General features: G+C 66.7%; 19 protein-coding genes, 2 tRNA genes and 1 pseudogene. 8 read left to right on the top strand and 14 right to left on the bottom strand.

The window, feature by feature from the left end; translation table 11 throughout:
- Positions 1–86 precede the first annotated feature (86 nt).
- A complete protein-coding gene (locus M8J71_RS05410) occupies positions 87–494 on the top strand; it encodes a hypothetical protein (protein ID WP_256246944.1) in 408 nt (135 codons plus the stop codon).
- Positions 495–543: 49 nt separating this feature from the next.
- Here M8J71_RS05410 and M8J71_RS05405 read toward each other — a convergent pair.
- From M8J71_RS05405 to M8J71_RS05375, 7 genes and pseudogenes are all read right to left on the bottom strand, one after another.
- A tRNA-Asn gene (locus tag M8J71_RS05405) sits at positions 544–619 on the bottom strand.
- Between the two features lie 123 nt (positions 620–742).
- Positions 743–815, bottom strand: a tRNA-Asn gene (locus tag M8J71_RS05400).
- Positions 816–882: 67 nt separating this feature from the next.
- On the bottom strand, positions 883–2,811 hold the full coding sequence (gene dnaG / locus M8J71_RS05395) for a DNA primase (RefSeq protein WP_256246943.1): 1,929 nt from the start codon (positions 2,809–2,811) through the stop codon (positions 883–885).
- 64 nt (positions 2,812–2,875) lie between these two features.
- Positions 2,876–4,174 (bottom strand): deoxyguanosinetriphosphate triphosphohydrolase, encoded by a 1,299-nt coding sequence (locus M8J71_RS05390; protein ID WP_256246942.1) that lies wholly within the window; start codon positions 4,172–4,174, stop codon positions 2,876–2,878.
- Positions 4,158–5,336 (bottom strand): tRNA dihydrouridine synthase DusB, encoded by a 1,179-nt coding sequence (dusB, locus tag M8J71_RS05385; RefSeq protein WP_163164388.1) that lies wholly within the window; start codon positions 5,334–5,336, stop codon positions 4,158–4,160. Before dusB ends, M8J71_RS05390 begins: the two co-directional genes overlap by 17 nt.
- Positions 5,333–5,527 carry a hypothetical protein gene (locus M8J71_RS05380; protein ID WP_256247075.1) on the bottom strand — a complete coding sequence of 65 codons (195 nt, stop codon included), beginning with the start codon at positions 5,525–5,527 and terminating at the stop codon, positions 5,333–5,335. Before M8J71_RS05380 ends, dusB begins: the two co-directional genes overlap by 4 nt.
- Positions 5,481–5,729 (bottom strand): annotated as a pseudogene (locus tag M8J71_RS05375) (YibE/F family protein); the annotation flags it as partial. The gene M8J71_RS05380 and the pseudogene M8J71_RS05375, both read right to left, overlap by 47 nt.
- A 189-nt stretch (positions 5,730–5,918) precedes the next feature.
- Here M8J71_RS05375 and M8J71_RS05370 point away from each other — a divergent pair.
- Positions 5,919–6,629, top strand: coding sequence for an alpha/beta hydrolase (locus M8J71_RS05370; RefSeq protein ID WP_256247064.1), 711 nt, complete (start codon positions 5,919–5,921; stop codon positions 6,627–6,629).
- A complete protein-coding gene (locus M8J71_RS05365; protein ID WP_256246941.1) occupies positions 6,626–7,426 on the top strand; it encodes a DUF1295 domain-containing protein in 801 nt (266 codons plus the stop codon). The genes M8J71_RS05370 and M8J71_RS05365 overlap by 4 nt, the downstream gene beginning before the upstream one ends.
- 75 nt (positions 7,427–7,501) lie before the next feature.
- Here the strand turns inward: M8J71_RS05365 and M8J71_RS05360 are convergent, their stop codons facing one another.
- From M8J71_RS05360 to M8J71_RS05350, 3 genes are all read right to left on the bottom strand, one after another.
- Complete coding sequence (locus tag M8J71_RS05360; RefSeq protein ID WP_256246940.1) at positions 7,502–8,536, bottom strand: GNAT family N-acetyltransferase; 1,035 nt, start codon at positions 8,534–8,536, stop codon at positions 7,502–7,504.
- Between the two features lie 2 nt (positions 8,537–8,538).
- Positions 8,539–9,924 carry a glycine--tRNA ligase gene (locus M8J71_RS05355; protein ID WP_256246939.1) on the bottom strand — a complete coding sequence of 462 codons (1,386 nt, stop codon included), beginning with the start codon at positions 9,922–9,924 and terminating at the stop codon, positions 8,539–8,541.
- A 145-nt stretch (positions 9,925–10,069) separates the two neighbouring features.
- A complete protein-coding gene (locus M8J71_RS05350; protein WP_256246938.1) occupies positions 10,070–11,059 on the bottom strand; it encodes a DMT family transporter in 990 nt (329 codons plus the stop codon).
- Positions 11,060–11,091: 32 nt separating this feature from the next.
- On the opposite strand from M8J71_RS05350, the gene M8J71_RS05345 reads away from it, so the two are divergent.
- Positions 11,092–11,325, top strand: a complete 234-nt coding sequence (locus M8J71_RS05345; protein ID WP_256246937.1) for an RNA-binding S4 domain-containing protein — start codon at positions 11,092–11,094, stop codon at positions 11,323–11,325.
- Between the two features lie 30 nt (positions 11,326–11,355).
- Here M8J71_RS05345 and M8J71_RS05340 read toward each other — a convergent pair whose 3' ends face one another.
- Complete coding sequence (locus M8J71_RS05340) at positions 11,356–12,006, bottom strand: alpha/beta hydrolase (RefSeq protein ID WP_256246936.1); 651 nt, start codon at positions 12,004–12,006, stop codon at positions 11,356–11,358.
- 77 nt (positions 12,007–12,083) lie between these two features.
- Between M8J71_RS05340 and M8J71_RS05335 the strand changes: the two genes are divergently transcribed.
- The 3 genes from M8J71_RS05335 to M8J71_RS05325 all read left to right on the top strand — a co-directional run bounded on the left by M8J71_RS05335 (position 12,084) and on the right by M8J71_RS05325 (position 14,754).
- Positions 12,084–12,953, top strand: coding sequence for an SGNH/GDSL hydrolase family protein (locus M8J71_RS05335; RefSeq protein WP_163164380.1), 870 nt, complete (start codon positions 12,084–12,086; stop codon positions 12,951–12,953).
- Between the two features lie 72 nt (positions 12,954–13,025).
- Positions 13,026–14,207 carry a winged helix DNA-binding domain-containing protein gene (locus M8J71_RS05330; RefSeq protein ID WP_308292946.1) on the top strand — a complete coding sequence of 394 codons (1,182 nt, stop codon included), beginning with the start codon at positions 13,026–13,028 and terminating at the stop codon, positions 14,205–14,207.
- A 13-nt stretch (positions 14,208–14,220) separates the two neighbouring features.
- Positions 14,221–14,754, top strand: coding sequence for a hypothetical protein (locus M8J71_RS05325; RefSeq protein WP_256246935.1), 534 nt, complete (start codon positions 14,221–14,223; stop codon positions 14,752–14,754).
- A gap of 48 nt (positions 14,755–14,802) precedes the next feature.
- Here M8J71_RS05325 and M8J71_RS05320 read toward each other — a convergent pair whose 3' ends face one another.
- Together M8J71_RS05320 and mmsB are read right to left on the bottom strand one after the other, a co-directional pair.
- Positions 14,803–16,287, bottom strand: coding sequence for a CoA-acylating methylmalonate-semialdehyde dehydrogenase (locus tag M8J71_RS05320; RefSeq protein ID WP_256246934.1), 1,485 nt, complete (start codon positions 16,285–16,287; stop codon positions 14,803–14,805).
- 13 nt (positions 16,288–16,300) lie between these two features.
- On the bottom strand, positions 16,301–17,203 hold the full coding sequence (gene mmsB / locus M8J71_RS05315; protein WP_256246933.1) for a 3-hydroxyisobutyrate dehydrogenase: 903 nt from the start codon (positions 17,201–17,203) through the stop codon (positions 16,301–16,303).
- Positions 17,204–17,342: 139 nt separating this feature from the next.
- Between mmsB and M8J71_RS05310 the strand changes: the two genes are divergently transcribed.
- Positions 17,343–18,242: a LysR family transcriptional regulator gene (locus M8J71_RS05310; protein WP_256246932.1), complete on the top strand. Its 900-nt coding sequence runs from the start codon at positions 17,343–17,345 to the stop codon at positions 18,240–18,242.
- Between the two features lie 24 nt (positions 18,243–18,266).
- Here M8J71_RS05310 and M8J71_RS05305 read toward each other — a convergent pair whose 3' ends face one another.
- Positions 18,267–19,385: a zinc-dependent alcohol dehydrogenase family protein gene (locus M8J71_RS05305; protein WP_256246931.1), complete on the bottom strand. Its 1,119-nt coding sequence runs from the start codon at positions 19,383–19,385 to the stop codon at positions 18,267–18,269.
- Between the last annotated feature and the right edge of the window lie 76 nt (positions 19,386–19,461).

Raw genomic sequence — 19,461 nt, 5'->3', positions numbered from 1 at the left:
GCGTTCCGCATCCAACCGGCGTACCTGCCCTCCGCATCTGCGCGGGCATCTGCCTGTGCCGCCACTCCCGGGATAAAATAGTGTCCGTGCCCAGCTGGCAGGATCATCCGCCGCTTCCGGCCACGTGGCAACGGTGCGATACCGGGATACTGCCACTGTGGTGGGACCGGTTGTGTGCCCAGAGCGGCGAGCAGTCCGCAGCCCTCTACGCGGCAGGACTCTTCACTGAGGACCGCCGCCGGCCCATCGCCCAGTGGCACAACCCCGCCTTCGCAGCGGCCCTGCTGGTGGCTCCTGAAACCTCTCCGGAGTGGCCTGTGCAGCGCTTCGGCATCTTCTACGCGCCGCCGGACACGGGCTTTGTCCGCGTCCATTCCGCGCCCCATGAATGGAACCCGCGCCAGCCACGGAAGTCGCCCACCGAAAAGGAGGCATTCCTCGCCGCGATCGCCGAGGCGGAGCGGTTCCTTCAGGTGGAAATGGACTTCGTCTAGGAAAGAAAAAACCCCCGTCCCTCCAGTGGAGGAACGGGGATTTTTCTGTTGGCTCCTCCTGCTGGACTTGAACCAGCAACCCTTCGATTAACAGTCGAATGCTCTGCCAATTGAGCTAAGGAGGAATGAAGCAGGTATGACATTAGCAAAGGATTCCGGCCTAGGGAAATCGGCGCTTTTGCCGGCCAAGTTATGGTTCGCGGCCATAAAAAATCCCCGTTCCGGAGACCCGGAACGGGGATTGTGCGCTCCTCCTGCTGGACTTGAACCAGCAACCCTTCGATTAACAGTCGAATGCTCTGCCAATTGAGCTAAGGAGGAATGAAGCGGGTATTAGCCTAGCAAACACCCTTGCTGGAAGCGAAATCGGGAACAGCAGCGGCGCGGCCTAGGCATCAGAACGCAGGGCGCGGCGTTCCATTTCCAGCATCATGAGCTCCCGGTTGAGCCGCTGGTACGTTTCCGGATCTGCGGCCGGGTCCAGCCGTTGGAGCTGGCCCATCTTCTCAGCCTTGACCCGGGTGATCTGGAGCTCGAAAAGCCGCGACAGGATGTCCCGGCAGTATTTCTGCACTGCTTCCTCCGTGCTGGCAGGCAACGGCACCACGGCCAGTTCAGATACCAGCGGCCGCAGCGGCTCCGGGACCTCGTGCATCACGTGCTCCACCCAGCGCACGGGGTCAGCGGTGAGGGCAGGGTCGGTGGCCCGCATGGCGTCATGGACCGCCTGGAAAGCCGGGGTGGCGAAACGGGCCGCGGAGAAGCGTTCCCAGGTTCCGCCGGCAAGCAGAGCCGGCTCCTGCAGCGCAACCTCCAGCGCCTGCCGCTCCATGGACGCCACGGGATCACGCGGGTCCGGGCGGTGGAAGGACGGGACAGCGCCCGACGCCGGCCCGGCAGCCACCCCGGGCCCGCCCGGTTGGGGGGCGCCTGAGGCAGTCCGGGGACCGGGGGCGGGAGGCCCGCCCTGGTCGCCGCGCTTCGCGGCGTTCTTCACTTCTGCGGTCACCAGGCGCAGCACCTCGTTCGGGTCCGGCATACCCAGCCAGCCCGTGAGCGCCTGGCAGTAGCCCGTGCGGGTGGAAGCGTCGCGGATGGCTGCAACCACCGGAACCGAAGCCTTCAGTCCCTGCACGCGGCCTTCCACGGTGTCCAGGTTGAACTGCTTGAGCGTGGTGCGGATGGCGAATTCAAACAGCGGACGCCGGGACTGCACCAGCGCGTGTACTGCCTCGTCGCCCTTGCTTTGGCGCAGGTCGCACGGATCGGCCCCCGAGGGCTCCACGGCCACAAACGTTTGCGCGGTGAAGCGCTGGTCCTCTTCAAAGGCGCGCAGGGCTGCCTTCTGGCCGGCGGCGTCGCCGTCGAAGGTGAAGATCACCTCTCCCCCGGTGCCGTCATCCGAAAGCAGCCTGCGGGCAATCTTGATGTGCTCGGTGCCGAACGCGGTGCCGCAGGTGGCCACCGCCGTCGGAATCCCCGCCAGGTGGCACGCCATAACGTCCGTGTAGCCCTCCACCACCACCAGCTGCCGGTCCTTGGCGATGTTGCGCTTCGCGAGGTCAATCCCGTACAACACCTGGGATTTCTTGTACAAGGTGGTCTCGGGGGTGTTCAGGTACTTGGGGCCCTGGTCGTCCTCGTAAAGCTTGCGGGCACCGAAGCCGATGGTGTCCCCCGCGATGTCCCGGATCGGCCAGATGAGGCGGCCACGGAACCTATCGTAGATGCCGCGGTTCCCCTCGGAGAACATGCCGGTAAGTTTCAGCTCGGCGTCCGTGAAGCCCCGGCCGCGGAGGTGCTTGAGCAGCGCATCCCAGCCTTGCGGGGCGTATCCCACGCCAAACTGTTCTGCGGCGGCACGGTCGAACCCGCGGCCGTGCAGGAAGGTCCGCGCCTCCGCGGCGCCGGGTGTCAGCAGCTGCGCCTGGAAAAATTCGTCGGCGATTTTGTGGGCATCCAGCAGCCGCTGCCGCCGCCCGACTTCCTCGCGGCTGGGACCGGTCCCGCCGTCCTCGTACCGGAGCTCATAGCCAATCCGGGAAGCCAGTTTTTCCACGGCCTCCTGGAAGGAGCTGTGGTCCTGCTTCTGGACGAAGGCAATGACGTCGCCGTCCTCGCCGCAGCCGAAGCAGTGGTAGCGGCCCACCTGGGGCCGGACAGTGAAGGACGGCGACCGCTCGTCATGGAACGGGCACAAACCCTTGAAGGTGCCCAGCCCGGCGCCCTTGAGCGTGACGTAGCCGTCAACCACTTCCTTGATGTCCGTGCGCTGGCGTACTTCGTCGATATCTTCACGTTTGATCAGCCCAGGCACAGAGCCATCCTAGCCCCGGGCACTGTCAGCACCGGCCGGGCGTAACGGCACCCTATTGCGTTCCTCACCACAGCGACGGAAGGCTCCCCACCAGCCGTTCGTACATGGCCAGCGCCGAGCCGTCAGTGAGTGACGCCACCTGGTCGATCACCACGCGAAGGCGTGCGCCGTCGTCGGGCCCGTCCCGCCAGTCAGCCGCGAACATCGGCTCAAGGTGCCGGTCGCCGGTGGCGCTCAGCGCCGTGACCAGGGCGTGCAGCACTTCGCGCTGGCGTTCGTAGATGGGCTGGCGGTGCTCGGTAGTCATCACAAAGGTGGTGGCCAGGCCCTTCATGACGGCGATCTCCATCACGGTCTCATCCGGCACCATGAGCTGGGCGTTGTACCGGGTGAGGTTCTCCGGACCGTAAACGGCACGGGTGGTTTCCAGGGCGCTCTGGCAGAACCGGCCGATCAACTGGCTGGTCATGTTCTTCAGTGCCGCCATGGACTTGCGGCTTCCGTCCGCTTCGCGCACCCACACGTCCGTGGCCTCCAGCCGCGCCAGGGCGGCATCGATGGCGGCGGGATCGTTGTGCGGGAGGTACCACTGCTTGGCGTACCCCACTACCCGGGCACGGTGGTCCGGGTTGTCCATCCAACGGAGCTGGAAGTGTCCGGCGACGATCGCGTCCTCGACGTCGTGCACAGAATAGGAGATGTCATCGGCCAGGTCCATCACCTGGGCCTCCAGGCAGGACCTGCGTTCTGGGGCACCTTCGCGGATCCAGTTGAAGATGGGCAGGTCGTCCTCGTAGGCGCCGAACTTGCTGGTGCGCTGTCCGTGAATCACCGGGGCTTCCAGCGCCGACCAGGGGTACTTGGCTGCGGCGTCAAGGCTGGCCCTGGTGAGGTTGAGCCCGGCCGGCTGGTTGTCCGCCGTCAGCACCTTGGGTTCCAGGCGCGTCAGCAGCCGGAGGGTCTGGGCGTTGCCTTCGAAGCCGCCGATGGCGTGTGCAACCTCGTTCAAGGCCGATTCCCCGTTGTGGCCAAACGGCGGGTGGCCCAGGTCGTGGCTTAGGCAGGCGGTATCCACCACGTCCGGGTCGCAGCCCAGGGCGCGGCCCAGCTCGCGGCCCACTTGGGCCACCTCGAGGCTGTGGGTGAGGCGGGTCCGAACGAAGTCGTCGGTGTCCGGCGCCACCACCTGGGTCTTGGCGCCCAGCCTGCGGAGCGCGGAGGAATGCAGGACCCGCGCGCGGTCACGCTCAAAGTCGGAACGGTAAACGCTTTTGGGCGGTTCCTCCACCCAGCGGGCCGAATCATGGGTCTCGTAGCCCGGCAGCACCGGTGCGCTGGTCCTGGTCTCAGCCACCGGAGACATCCAGTTCCGCGGCCGAAATGTCCCGCGACTGGTCCGCGTTCAGCGCCCGGGATTCCAGCCAGTCCTTGGGCAGGGCCGGCTTCTTTGGGGAACCGGCGCGGCCGCGGGGACCTTCGGCGTCGCCTCCCGGGTATGGCGAGTCCAGGTCCAGTTCGGCCAGGGTGTCCCGCAGCACCTGGAGGCTGGTTACCAGCGCCAGCCGGGTGCGCAGTTCGCCGCCCACCACGTAGCCCTTGAAGTACCAGGCGATGTGTTTGCGGATCTCGCGCAGGGCCTTGCCTTCGTCACCGAAGGTTTCCACCATGAGTTCAGCGTGGCGGTACACCCCCTCGGCCACCTGGCGCAGGTTCGGCCGGAAGCGCGTGTCGCTGCCTTCGAACGCGGCCTGCAGATCGCCGAACAGCCAAGGCCGGCCCTGGCAGCCGCGGCCCACCACCACCCCGTCAACACCTGTTTCGCGCACCATCCGGACGGCGTCTTCAGCGGACCAGATGTCACCGTTGCCGAGCACCGGAATGTCGGGCAGCGCCTCGCGGAGGCGTGCGATCGCGGACCAGTCGGCCTGTCCGGAGTAGAACTGCGCTGCCGTCCGGCCATGGAGGGCGACGGCGGCAACGCCGGAATCGCGTGCGATCCGGCCGGCGTCGAGGTAGGTGAGGTGGTCGTCGTCGATGCCCTTGCGCATCTTGATGGTCAGCGGGATGTTGCCCTTGGAGGCTTCCTTGACGGCGGTCTGCACGATAGAGGTGAAGAGGTCGATCTTCCACGGCAGGGCCGAGCCGCCGCCGCGCCGGGTCACCTTGGGCACGGGGCAGCCGAAGTTCAGGTCGATGTGGTCCGCCCGGTCTTCCTCCACCAGCATCCGCACGGCCTGGCCCACCGTCACCGGGTCCACGCCGTACAGCTGGACGGAACGCACTTTCTCGTCGTCGTCGTGCGAAATGATCCGGAGGGATTCGGGCGTCCGCTCCACCAGGGCGCGGGAGGTGACCATCTCCGCCACATACATGCCGCCGCCGTATTCGCGGCAGAGCCTGCGAAAAGCCGAGTTGGTGATGCCGGCCATGGGCGCCAGGATCACCGGGGTGTCCACGGTGATGGGGCCCAGCTTCAGGGGCGGGAGTTCCAGCCTGGGTGCGGGAGTAGTTGCTGCAACAGTCACTTATCCATTGTTGCAAAGCCGGGCAAATCGGGAGTGCCGTCAGTTCCGGCCCGTCCCCAGGCAACCGGTGCCGGCAGTTCCGGCCCGAACATGGTGCCCAGGAGGGCGGTGGAAGTCCGGGCCGAGAAGCCGTGGGCGAAGTAGGCCTTGGCTTTGTTCAGCGGAAGCCTGCTGGCCTTGCTGGGCCACACCCTGCATGCAGTTTTCGGTGGCCACGCTTTGGATGGTGCCGGTGTCGAAGATAACACCCGGCGCGGCGGAGTAGGGGTTGGCCAGGGAAATTCCCTCCTTGCTCCCGGAGGACCACTACATTGCCATGCCGGCCAGGGTCAGGAGGGTCAAGGGAATCAGCACCGCCGCGAGGATGCGGTTTGCCTTCCGGCGCGCGGCCATCGCCTGGGGCGTCGGCTCCGAATGACCTGTAGAAGCGTGGGAGTGACCGGACCCCATCAGCAGTAGAACCTCATACGTTGCACTCTACGTCCGCCACCATAGGGTTGATAAATGGATCGCCAGAACCGGGAGGAACAGGGCATGGCCAACGGCAGCACCGAGGAAAATCACAGTTCTGACACCGCACGGATGCCCGCCGAAACGGACCACCAGGCCGTCCTCAGCGTGCTTCCATCGTCCGGGCCTACCTTGGGCATTGCCCTGGTGCTGCACGGCGGAAAATCGCACAGCCGCGAGCCGGTGGAGGCGCGCCACCTGAGCCCAGCGAGGATGGTCCCCTTCGCAAGGCACCTGCACCGGGCCGGCAGAAAGCATGGCCTTGCGGTCTGGTCCCTTCGCAACAGCGTGCGCGGCTGGAACGGGGCGGACATGACGCCGCTGCAGGACGCACGCTGGGCCCTGGAGCAGATCAGCAGCCGGCATCCCGGCGTTCCCGTGTTCCTGGTGGGGCATTCGATGGGTGGCCTGACGGCTGTCTGCGCTGCCGATCACCCGCAGGTGGAAGCAGTTGTGGCACTGGCGCCCTGGCTCAGCCCCGGGACTCCGGTCTCGGCCGTGGCTGGCCGGAAGGTGCTGATCGTCCACGGCACCATCGACAGGTGGACCAGCCCGTCGGCGTCGCTCGTTTTTGCCCGGCATGCCGCCGCAGAGGCTGAATCCATGCAGTACGTAGCACTGAAAGGCGCAGGGCATTTTATGTTCCGCAAAGTCCGGCTGTGGCACACGCTCTCCACCGGGTTTGTCCTGAAGGCCTTCGGCGAATCAACCGGGGCTGACGTCGAATTGCCGCGGGGGTTTGAGCAACTGCTGCCGGCATCATCGGTTCAGGTGACCCTGTGAGTCCCTTCCCCTGGGCGGACTTTGCGGCCGCCCTGCCCTGGACGGTGCTGACCGTCGTCGCAGTCCTCGCGGTGACGTACGCCGTGGCCGTCCGGCAAAGACGCCACTCGGTGATGGACGTGGCCTGGGGACCCGGGTTCGTGGCGGTTGCCGCGGTGTCCTGGTTCCTCTCCGCCGGGGAAGGCGATGACGCCAGGCGGCTGCTGCTCCTCCTCCTGACCGCGGTGTGGGGCCTGCGCCTGGGCACCCATATCGGCTGGCGCGCCCGCGACGGCCACGAGGACCCGCGGTACGTTGCTTTGCTTGGCGCTGCCCCCGGCAACAGGGATATTTATGCGCTGCGGCGGGTCTACCTGCCCCAGGGGTTGGTGATGTTCTTCGTTTCCCTGTCCGTCCAGGTTGGAATGTTCGCCACAGGCGGGCTGGGCTGGCTTGCCGTCCTGGGCGTCCTGCTCTGGCTCACCGGATTCTTCTTCGAGGCCGTGGGCGACTGGCAGCTGCAGCAGTTCAAGCGGGACCTGCGCCGGCGCGGAACTGTCCTGGACACCGGCCTGTGGCGCCTGACCCGGCACCCCAACTACTTTGGCGACGCCGCCGTATGGACGGGGTTGTTCCTGATCGCCGCCGACTCATGGCCGGGAATCCTGACCGTCCTCTCGCCTGCATTGATGGTGTGGACCCTGGCGGCGAAGACGGGCAAGCCGCTGGCGGAGCAGGCGATGTCCGGACGGCCTGGTTACCGCGAGTACGTTGAAGCGACCAGCAGCTTCATCCCCTGGCCGCCTAAACGAACCTGACGCAGTAAGTGACTCGCAGTTAACGTCCCGGCACCGCGTTATGGGAGCGTCAACTGCGAGTCACCTGGATGCTGCCTAGTCCGAGACCACCAGGGTTTCCGGCCCGGCGAGGCGTGCCTTGCCATTGTCCAGCAGGGGCTCGACGGCGGCGCGGAGGGCCGTCATCGAATCGTCCAGTTCCAGCATCACCGGGTGCTGGTAGGCAATCAGGGCGAGCATGTCCCGGACCGCCTCGGCAGCATCACCGGCGTCCAGCGCGGGCTCGTGGCCGACGAAGACGTCCGTGGGCGTTTCCGGCCCGGCATCCTCCTGGTTTGGTGCCGCGTCAGGGTTTGCCGGCGCCGCATAGCTGACGGCAAAGGCACGGATCCGGCCCCTCTTGCTTGGGGCCACACCGGCGCCAAAAGCGGATTCCGGGCGGGCGCGCAGCACGATGGCGCCATGGGCGCCGGTGAGGTCGTCCAGGAACAGCCGCTGCACCTGGCCCACGGACAGCACGCCCGGGGAATCCCAACCGTGGATCGCGGTGTAGTAGCGGCCCACAACGTCGGTCAGTTCCACTGAGCCGGTGGCCAGGTCCATTACGACGTCGGAGCCGGCGTTTTCGTCGTTGGCCGGCCTGCCGCCGTCGTCATCCGCGGGGAACACCGGAAGCCGGAGGGCGCCCGGTTCAACTACCACCAGCCGGGAACGCTGGATGGGCGAAAGGCCGAAGTGCTCAGCGAAGGCGGCGCCCGGGGTGCCCGGCTCCACCTTGGCGCGGAGTTTTGACACGCCCGACGGCGACTGCTCCGCTTCCCGGCGCAGCATGGTCAGGAGCGTCGCGCCGATGCCCGAGCGCCGGTGGTCGCGCGCCACCTCGATGTAGGTCCAGAGCCGCTCCGGGTGCAGGGAGGCCTCGTAGACGACGCCCGCCGCGACCGGGATTCCGACGCCGTCCACTACATCCTCGGCCACGATGCAGCGGCGCCAGGGCGTACCGCTGCCCCCGGCCGATGAGACCGCCAGCGCGCCGCGGAACTGCCGCGCCTGGTACGTTTCGGGGCCGCCCCAGATCTCCAGGAGGGCCAGGTCATCGCCCTCGCGCCATGCGCGGTATTCGATGGCCACTGCTACGCGCCGATCAGGCGTGCGGCCAGGTAGCCCTCCACCTTGTCCAGGGAAACGCGTTCCTGGCTCATGGTGTCCCGCTCGCGGATGGTCACGGCCTGGTCCTCAAGGGTGTCGAAGTCCACGGTGATGCAGAACGGGGTACCGATTTCGTCCTGCCGGCGGTAGCGGCGGCCAATGGCGCCGGCATCGTCGAAGTCGATGTTCCAGTTCTTTCGCAGCTGCGCGCCAAGGTCCTTGGCCTTCGGTGACAGGTCCTCGTTGCGGCTCAGGGGCAGCACGGCGGCCTTGACCGGGGCCAGGCGCGGATCCAGCTTCAGGACGGTGCGGACGTCCACGCCGCCCTTGGCGTTGGGCGCCTGGTCCTCGGTGTAGGCGTCCACCAGGAACGCCATGAAGGAGCGGGTGAGGCCGGCGGCCGGTTCGATGACGTAGGGGGTGTACCGCTCGTTGGTGGCCTGGTTGAAGTAGCTCAGGTCCTGGCCGGAGGCCTTGGCGTGGGTGGAGAGGTCAAAGTCGGTGCGGTTGGCGATGCCTTCCAGCTCGCCCCATTCCGAGCCCTGGAAGCCGAAGCGGTACTCGATGTCCGTGGTGCCCTTGGAGTAGTGGCTCAGCTTTTCCTGCGGGTGCTCGAAGAAGCGCAGGTTTTCCTCCCGGATGCCCAGGCCGGTGTACCAGGACATGCGCTCCTTCATCCAGTACTGGTGCCATTCCTCATCGGTGCCGGGCTCGACGAAGAACTCCATTTCCATCTGCTCGAACTCGCGGGTACGGAAAATGAAGTTGCCGGGCGTGATCTCGTTGCGGAAGGACTTGCCGATCTGGCCGATGCCGAACGGCGGCTTCTTGCGCGAGGTGGTGAGGACGTTGTTGAAGTTCACGAAGATGCCCTGGGCCGTTTCCGGGCGCAGGTAGTGCATGCCTTCCTCGCTGGCCACCGGGCCAAGGAAGGTCTTCAGGAGGCCGCTGAATTCCTGCGGCTCGGTCCATTCACCGCGGGTACCGCAGTTGGCGCAGGCAATGTCCTTCAGGCCGTTCTCGGCGGGGCGGCCCTTCTTTTCCTCGTATTCTTCCTCGAGGTGGTCCGCGCGGTAGCGCTTGTGGCAGGAAAGGCACTCCACCAGCGGGTCGGAGAAGACCTCAACGTGGCCGGAGGCTTCCCACACCTGGCGGGGGAGGATGACGGAGGAGTCGAGGCCCACCACGTCCTCGCGGCCGCGGACCATTGACTGCCACCACTGGCGCTTGATGTTTTCCTTCAGCTCGGCGCCGAGGGGCCCGTAGTCCCAGGCAGAGCGCGAACCTCCGTAGATCTCACCGGCCTGGAACACAAAGCCCCTCCGCTTGGAGAGGGAAATGACCTGGTCGAGAACGGATTTTGCTGCCATGGGGTAACTCCAATTTCTACAGGGCCGCTGGGTGCGGTCCGCGGTTTTCAGGCCCCGGGCAAGCCGGAGGCGCATGACCGCTGGCTGCCGCGGGGGCGGATGAAGGAAAGATGCGAAAAAGCTGCGTGTCCTAGCCTACCGGTGCCTACCTGCGGAGCGCGCCCCGCGGCCAGGGCAGGGTTGCCAGGATGATGGCGGCCAGTGTCAGGATGGTGCCGAGCACTGTGGCCGGGGCAACCACGGTCCCCGGCGCCGGCAGGACCACGTCAAGGGCAAGCGAGCCGAGCAGCTGCCCGGCGATCATGCCCAGGCCCGTGACCAGGACGCCCAGGCTGCGGACCAGCAGTGCGCCCAGGCCGATGAACACGCATCCCATCGGGCCGCCGACGTAGTACCACCACTCCCCCGGCAGCGGGTTGCCGGCGCCAACCACGGCCAGCTTGATGGCGTACGCCGTCCAGAGAACCACCGAACCGGCCACGAAATTGACCAGGGTGGCGGCGATCGGTGTGCCGTAGTGAACGGTGGCTGTTCCGTTCATGGCCTGCTGGAAGCTCATCAGGAACCCGGCGGCGACGGGGAGCAGAAGCGGAAGCAGCAGGTCCGCCGGCCCGCCGTCGGACGCTGTTCCGGGCCCTGCGCCCGCGGCGAACCGCGGGGACACTGCCCAGGCGACGGCGGCAATGGTCAGCAGGCAGCCGACGATCCGGATCCCGGTGACCGGCTTCCGGCCTGCCGGCCCAATCCCCAGCCGGTCCACGAGCAGCCCGCTGACGGTCTGCCCGGTGACGGTGGCAACCGTGAAGAGGGCCACGCCCAGGATGCCCACCGTAAAGGACTGAGCAAAGACGAACAGCGCCCCGATGCCGCCGGCAAGGACGTAGATCCGGGGAAACGCCCGGGTGCGGACGGCCGGCAGGATGCTGGCCAGGCCGGCCCGGCCGCGCGGCAGGAGCAGCGAGATCAGGATCATCACCACGAGCCCTGTGCTGAAGCTCACCACGGAAGCGGCGATGCCGTCGTTCAACCGGGCACCCAGCGCACCGTTAATCCGGCCCTGCAGGGGAATGGCAAGGCCTGCGCCCACCGCTAAGGGAAGGCCTGCAAGCAACGGCAGGCGATGGGTGGAGGTCACTGAATCCACCTTACGTCAGGCATTATTGCTTCATGAGCAACCGTGTTGAAGACATCCCCATCCGCGACAGCATGATCCGCCTTGGCCAGCTGCTCAAGCTCGCCAACCTGGTGGAAGACGGCGTTGAGGCGGCGGACCTCATCAAGAACGGGCTCGTCAAGGTCAACGGGGAGATCGACGACCGCCGCGGCCGCCAGCTGCACAATGGCGATACCGTCACGGTCAACGGGCAAACGGTCCGGGTGGTGGCACCCCAGGCTGGCTAACCTGCCGGGCCCGCACCCGTCGTCGTCCGCCTACTTCTTGAGGACCTCGTGGGTGAGGAATTCACCCACGTGGCCGATCTCCTGCTGGTTGATTCCGTGCCACATGCCTGTGTACTGGACCTTGGTGAGTTTGACGTGCTTGCGGACCCAGCCCATGGTGTAGTCGATCTTGTCCGGGGTGATCACAGGGTCCTGCTGGTCCCGGCCCCAGAACAGGGGAACGGTGCCGTCCAGTTCGTCGTCCCTGAAGCTGGGATCGTCGCCGGCGTCCACCACAAAGCCTGAGAGCCCGACGACGGCCGCGAAGTCGGTGGGCCGCTGCCGCAGGAGCGTGGTGGCCATGGCCATTCCCATCGAGAAGCCGAGCAGGGAAACCGAGGGATGCCCCACCTTGATGGTGTCGATCCAGTCCAGCACAAAGGACGACGCCGCCTTGACCCGCTCCACGGAGTAGTCAATGGACGCCGTCAGCGGGAACCAGGTGAACCCCGGGCCCATGGCGATGGGAGCCCGGATGGAAGCGACGGCGAAGTCCCCGGGCAGCAGGTCAGCCAGACTGAGCAGGTCCTGTTCGTTGGCGCCGTAGCCGTGCAGCAGTACCAGCAGCGGCCTGCCGTCGCGCTGGTCCTCCTCATGGGACCACAGGACAACAGGGGCAGGAAATACTTCGGCTTCAGTCATGGTTTCCATTGTTACAGCTACCGAAAGGTAACAACCTACGTTCGCGTAGCCAGTGAAGCGGAAGGCAGGATAGGACCGTGACTGACACAAGTGCCATTCAATCCCCCACTGCCCGCGCCGGATCCCACCCCTGGACCCGCTACGTGGCAATGGGCGATTCCTTCACGGAGGGCATCGGCGACCCCGAGCCCTCACGCCCAGGCGGCTACCGCGGCTGGGCGGACCGGGTGGCGGAGGAACTGGGCCGTACGCAGCCCGACTTCGCCTACGCGAACCTGGCCGTGCGCGGCAGGTTGCTGCAGCAGATCGTGGACCAGCAGCTTGCCCCGTGCCTGGCGCTCAAGCCGGACCTCGTCACCCTTTCGGCCGGCGGCAACGACCTGCTGCGCCCGGGCGGCGACCCTGATGCCCTGGCTGAAAAGCTCGACTCGGTGGTGCAGATCCTGGCCATGGGCGGTGCAACGGTGGTCCTCTTCAACGGACCGGACACCGGCTCCTCGGTGCTGGGCAGGATCCGCAGCAAGGTGGCCATCTACAACGAAAACCTGCGTACCGTGGCTGCCCGGCATGATGCCGTTATCGCCGACATGTGGTCGCTGCGGCAACTCAGCGACCCGCAGATGTGGGACCGGGACCGGCTGCACTTCTCCCCTCTTGGCCACCATACGATTGCAGCCATGGTGCTGGACTCGCTGAATGTGGAGCACACGCTGGAGCCGCTGCAGCCCAAACCACTGCCGCCCCGCACCTGGCGCGAGGCGCGCTCCGGGGACCTGGTGTGGGCCCGCGAGTACTTTGTGCCGTGGGTACTGCGCAGGCTGCGCCACCAGTCTTCGGGCGACGGGATCACCGCAAAGCGTCCGACGCCGGGTCCCATCTTTGGTCCGGGCGTTCCACTGGGATCCGGCGAGGGTCCGCTGGGCACCGCTGAGCCTGCCCGGCGCTAGCGCCCGGGCGATGCTTCCGGACAGGCGGCGGCCCGCCGCGTCACGAACCTCTCTCAATACAGCTAACTGGCGATGGATATGGAACCGGATGCGGTAGTACGGCAGCGGCTTTCCTCCCAGCTGCTCCGGGAACCAGGCGCTCCCTCGCCGGAGGCCGCCCTGCGCAACCTGCTGGCCGTGCAGGCACAGGAATTTCCCTACGCCAGGTGGAGCCTCGCCCAGCGGGTATCACGCAGTGTTGAGCCGCCGGTGACGGCAGCGGACATCGAGGGCGCAGTGGCCGATGGCCGGATCCTGCGCACTCATATCCTTCGCCCCACCTGGCATTTCGTCCACCGGGACGACCTCCGCTGGCTGTCAGCCCTCTCGGCCCCACGGCTCCACCAGGCCAACGCGGCGACGTACCGTCTCACCGGAATCGATACAGCAACTGCCACCCGGGCCGGGGAGGTGCTGGCCGGGGCTGTGGCGGGCGGCAACCACCTCACCCGCGAGCAACTTGCCGCTAGGCTGCAGGCGGCCGGAATCAGGGCCAGTGGACTGCGCCTTGCGTACATCATCATGCACGCCGAGGTCAGTGGCGTCCTTGTCAGCGGCACGCCTGTCCGCAGCCGCGGCGGGGCGCTAAAACAGACTTATGCCCTCTTCGACGAGCGGGTTCCGGCCGCCAGGCAGCCACCGCCTGCCCGCGAGGAAGCGCTGGCTGAACTGGCCTTCCGCTATTTCTCCAGCCGCGGGCCCGCCACGGCCAAAGACTGCGCCGGCTGGTCGGGTTTAACTTTGACAAACGTCCGGAAGGGGCTACAGGTGTCCAGGGAGGCTCGGCCCAATGCCCTGGCCGCCAACGTGATCGACGGCGTCGAGCATTACTTCGCTGCCGACCAGCCCCGTCCGCGGGCACAGGCCGGACGGGCTACGGTCCAGGGTCCCCTGGTGGACCTGGTCCAGTGCTACGACGAATACATCATGGGCTATTCCGCCACCCGGCATTACATGGGCGGCGGAGCTCCCGCATTTCCTTTCGAGGGCCAACCGATGCACGTGGTGCTGCTGGACGGGCGGATGGCCGGTTCCTGGCGGCATACGCTGCTTCCCGGTCGGTGTGAGCTGGATATCCGGCTCTCCAGTTCCGATGACCGGCCGGGTTCCCCGCTGGCAGCCGCAGTGCAGGAGGCAGTGGACCGGTACGGCGCCTTCACTGGGCTCCCGGCCGTCCGCGTGCACTACGGGGCTAAGCTGGAAGGACACACATGAGAGGCACGGCACCGTGAGCAACTTGTTTTTCTGGATCATCATTTTGTCATTCCTGATCCCGATGGCCATGCGGATGTACCGGAAGTCTGTCGCCCGCAGGAACCATGAGCAAAGCTTTTCCGGGCGCTACCCTGAGCAGTTTCCCGGCGGAGGGCAGTTCCCGGGCGGCGCCCAGTTCCCCGGCGGCGGCCAGTTCCCCGGCTCGGCCGGCCCGCAGAGCAAACAGCCCCGGGACGGCTACACCCAGCAGGACTATTTCGGCGGCGGATTCCGCGAGCTTGACCGCCCACAGCCGCTGCCGCCCATCCAGCCGGTTCCACCCATGGACCAGCAGTTTCCGCCGTACGGGCAGCCCCAGCCGGAACAACCCCGGCAGGGGCAACCCCAAGCCCCGCAGCAGCCCGCGGCACCTGCCACTCCCCCGCCGCCGTCGGCCCCGCAGGGCTACCGCGCACGCAAGCTCGCCGAACTGGATGAGAAATACAGCAATGGGGAACTTTCCGTGGAGGAGTACATGGCCCGCCGCGGCGAGATCATGAACGGCTGACCTGCGTCAGACCACCTGCGTCAGTCCACCTGCGTCAGTTCACCTGCGTCAGTCCACCTGCGGAAAGCCCAGGTCGATCACGGAGGTCGCCGGGTCCGGCCACCGCGTGGTGACCACTTTGCCCCTGGTGTAGAAGCGGATGCTGTCCGGCCCGTACATGTGCGTATCGCCGAACAGGGAGTTCTTCCAGCCGCCGAAGGAGAAAGTCCCCACCGGCACCGGGATGGGCACGTTGACGCCCACCATGCCCGCCTCGACGTCGAACTCGAATTGGCGGGCGGCGCCGCCGTCGCGGGTGAAGATGGCAACGCCGTTGCCGAACTCGTTGTCGTTGACCAGGCGGACCGCATCGCTGTAGGTATCCACACGGACCACGGACAGGACGGGGCCGAAGATTTCGTCGTCGTACACCTTCATGCCCGGCTTCACGTGGTCCACCAGGCTGACCCCGATGAAGAACCCCTTGGAATCGAACTGCTGCGAACGGCCGTCGACAACCACCGTGGCACCCTCGTTTTCGGCCCCCGCCACATAGGAGGCCACCCTCTCCCGGTGTTCGGCGGTGATCAGCGGGCCCATCTGTGATGCCGGGTCGGTGCCTGGTCCGATGGTCAGGGTAGCCATCCGGCTCTGGATGGCCGCCACAAGGTCGTCCGCGATGGCGCCGACGGCGACGAGAACGCTGACCGCCATGCAGCGCTCGCCTGCCGAGCCGTAGGCAGCCGAGATGGCGGCATCGGCCGCCATGTCCAGGTCCGCGTCCGGCAGGACCACCATGTGGTTCTTGGCCCCGCCAAGGGCCTGGACCCGCTTGCCGTGGTCGGCAGCACGCTTGTAAATGGACTGTGCGATGGGCGTTGAGCCCACGAAGCTGACGGCTTTGACGTCCGGGTGTTCGAGCAGGACGTCCACCGCTTCTTTGTCGCCCTGCACCACGTTCAGCACACCGGCCGGCAGTCCCGCTTCAGCGAAGACTTCCGCAATGAACACGGCGGAGGACGGATCCTTTTCACTGGGCTTCAGGAGCACGGTATTGCCGCATGCCAGGGCACTGCCGATCATCCAGAGCGGCACCATGGCCGGGAAGTTGAACGGGGTGATGCAGGCCACGACGCCCACGGGCTGCCGGACGGAGTGGACGTCCACGCCGCTGGAGACCTGCTCGGAGCGTTCCCCCTTGAGCATGTGGGACAGCCCCGTGGCGAACTCGATGTTCTCGAGCCCGCGGGAGATTTCCCCTTCGGCGTCGGAGAGTACTTTGCCGTGCTCACTGGTCAGGATGGCGGCCAGCTCGGACTTGCGCTGGGTCAGGATTTCGCGGACGCGGAAGAAGATGTTGGTCCGTTTGGCCAGGCTCGTTGCCCGCCAGGCCGGCAGCGCTGCCGCGGCGGCGGCAATGGCTTCTTCTACCCGGGCAGCGGAAGCCAGTGCCACCTGCTTTTCCTGCTCTCCGGTAGCAGGGTTGTAGACGGGGCCGAAGCGCTCGGCATCGGCAACGCGGCTGCCGTTGATGTAATGCGGAATGGTGTGCATGGAGGTCTCTCTTCTACTTTGCTGAATCCAGGGATCCGTCGGCGAGCTTGATGATCATGGAGCAGTCCTTGCCGGACTCGCCCGCATCGATGAGGCGCTGGTACAGCTGCTGAACGTGCTTGCCGATTTCGAGCGGCGTGCCCGTGTCCTCGGCAGCGCTGATGGCCAGGCCGATGTCCTTGTTGGCCAGCTCGGCGGTAAACGTGGGTGCGAAGTCATTGTTGGATGCAGCGGTGGGGACCACGCCGGGAACGGGGTACCAGGTGCGCAGGGCCCAGCTGTCCCCGGAGGAAACGGAGGCGATGTCCCAGAACACCTTCTTGTCCAGGCCCAGCCGGTCCGCCAGCACGGCACCCTCGGCAGTGGAGGCCAGGTTGATCAGGAGCATCAGGTTGTTGCAAATTTTCGCCGCCTGGCCGGTGGTGGCTCCGCCGGTTGGGATGATGTTGGCTGCCATGGGCTCGATGTAGCGCGTGGCGTCGGCCACGGCGCCCTCTTCACCGCCCACCATAAACGTGAGCGTTCCTGCCTTGGCACCGCTCATCCCGCCCGAGACAGGGGCATCAACGAAGCGGAAGCCGGCGGCAGCGGCGGCGTCGTGCAATTCCCTGGCGGCGGCGATATCGATCGTGGAGGAATCGATCAAGAGTGTGCGCGCATCCGCGTGCGCCAGCACCCCGTCCCCGCCCAGGTAGACAGCCTTGGCATGTTCGCCCTTGGGAAGCATGGTGAAGACGACGTCGGCGCCCGCCACTGCCTCGGCGATGCTCCCGACCGGCTTCACCCCGCCCGCCTCCGCAGCGGCGAGAGCGGCTGGGTTGAGGTCGAATCCCCGAACGTCGTGACCCGCCTTTGCGAGGTTTCCCGACATGGAACCGCCCATGTTTCCCAAACCGATCCAACCGACTACTGCCATGGCATAAGCTCCTTTGCTGTGCCTCCGGCCGAGGGCAGCCGAAAGGTCTGTGTCCACCATCACACCCTGCTAGAGTGCAATCAAGGGGAAAAATCACAGATGGCATGTGCACTGATGCACACGAAGGAAAGGGCACCGGGTGGCGCGGCTTCCGAGTCCGGACGACTTACTGATTTTGCTCACGGTGGCCCGCCTTGGACGCTTCAACGCCGTCGCGGAAACGATGGGCACCACCCACACCACCATCTCCCGCCGGATCCTCGCCCTCGACAAGCAACTCGGCGGCCGCACCCTGGAGCGCAGCCCGCACGGCTGGGAATTGACGGAGCTGGGGGCTTCGGCCGTGGCGGCGGCGGAAACGATCGAAGAAACGCTGGGGTCATTGGCTGCCGTTACGGGCCAGGACCGGGACGCCCTGTCCGGCATGGTTCGCCTGAGCACCTCCGACGGTTTCGGCGCCGAATTCGTAACCCCTGCGCTGGTCCGCCTCCAGCAGCGGCATCCCATGCTGAATGTGGAGATGCTCAGTGCCACGCGCAAGGTCAGCCAGAACCGCTCCGGTGTGGACCTGGAGGTGGTGGTGGGCCGCACTGACGTGAGCAACGCACAGGCCATCTTCCTGACCAACTACTTCCTCCGGCTCTACGCCAGCCCGGCCTACGCCGCCGAGCGGGGCCTGCCGGAAACGCCCGACGGCGTGGGGCAGCACGGCTTCGTCTCTTACGTTGAGTCAGCCCTCCAGGTTGCCGAACTGGGCCACCGGTCCTCGCAGCTGCCCACGCCGAAGTCCAGCTTCCAGGCGACGAGCATCTTTGCCCAGGTGGAGGCGGTGCGCCGCGGCGCCGGCATCGGTTTGCTTCCAAACTTCATGGTGGCGCGGAATCCGGAGTTCGTTCCGGTGCTCCCCCACGCCTTCCAGCGCCAGGTGCCCATCTGGGCCGTGGCACGGCCGGAATCGCTGCGGTCCGCCCGGGTGCAGGCCGTGATCGCTGCGCTGAAGGAAGAAGTTACCGAACGCCAGGACTTGCTGGCTGCCTAGGTCTTGGTCATCCGGAGCCGTGTTTCAGGCTTGGAAGAGCCGCCTCACAACCTGTCCCGCGGCCAGCGCGTCGAGGCCCTCGTTGATCTCGTCAAGCGGCCGGGTGTCGGTGTGCAGCAGCTCAACGGGAAGCCTGCCCTCCCGCCAGTACGACAGGTACAAGGGGATGTCCCGGCCCGGAACGGCGTCGCCCATATACGAGCCCAGCAGCCGCTTGCCCGCCCCCGCGAACTGGAGCGCGGGCACAGTCAGTTCCGCTGTGGGGTGCGGCAGGCCCACCGAGACCACGGCGCCGCCACGCGTCACGTGCTCGAGGCATGATGCGATGACCCGGGCTGACCCCACAGCTTCAATGGCGGTGTCCACGCCGTCCCCGGCGGCCTCCTGGATCAGGCGGGGAGCCTCGTCCGGGGTCCCCACGGCGGTTGCCCCGCATTTCAGGGCGAGGCCGTGCTTGCCGGCGTTCGGATCGATGGCGATTACGGAGGAGGCACCAGCGAGCGCCGCGGCCATGACGGCCGAAAGCCCCACGGCGCCGAGTCCGAAGACGGCTACGGACTGGCCTTGCTGGACGGCCGCCGTGTTGAGGACGGCTCCCATCCCGGTGAGCACGGCGCAACCGAACATTGCCGCAACAGTGTCGGGGACGTCCTCGTCGATGACCACCACAGATTCCCGGGCCACCACCGCGTAATCGGCGAAGGCCGAAACCCCCAGATGGTGGTTGATCCGCTCCCCCGCGGGCGTCCGCAGCAGGGCCTCACCATGCAGCAGGTCCCCCGACCCGTTGACTTCCGCCGCGCGGTGGCAAAGTGCAGGGCGGCCCGCCCTGCACGCCCGGCAGTCACCACAGCTGGGAACGAAGACGAGGACCACGTGGTCCCCGGGGGAGACATCCGTCACCCCTTCACCCACCGCGGCAACCCGCCCAACAGCCTCATGTCCCAGTGCCATGGGAAGGGGCCTGACGCGGGAGCCGTCCACCACGGACAGGTCCGAGTGGCACAGGCTCGAGTAGGTGATCGTGATGCCCAGCTCACCGGCGCGGGGTTCCGGCCGGTCAAGCTCCTCGACCCGAAGGGGATGCGCTTCGGTGTAGCTGGTGCCGGACGGGACGGTGGAGTAAAGGACGGCTGCTTTCATGGGAGATCCTGACTTCGTCGAAGGTGCTGACACCCAACTGCCCGGGCCTGCGGGGTCGCGGGTCCGGGCAGTTGGT

The organism is Pseudarthrobacter sp. R1 (assembly GCF_024494415.1).
Classification (GTDB): Bacteria; Actinomycetota; Actinomycetes; order Actinomycetales; family Micrococcaceae; genus Arthrobacter.
Note: the sequence above shows the minus strand (reverse complement) of the source record. Positions and strands in the feature narration are given on the sequence as shown.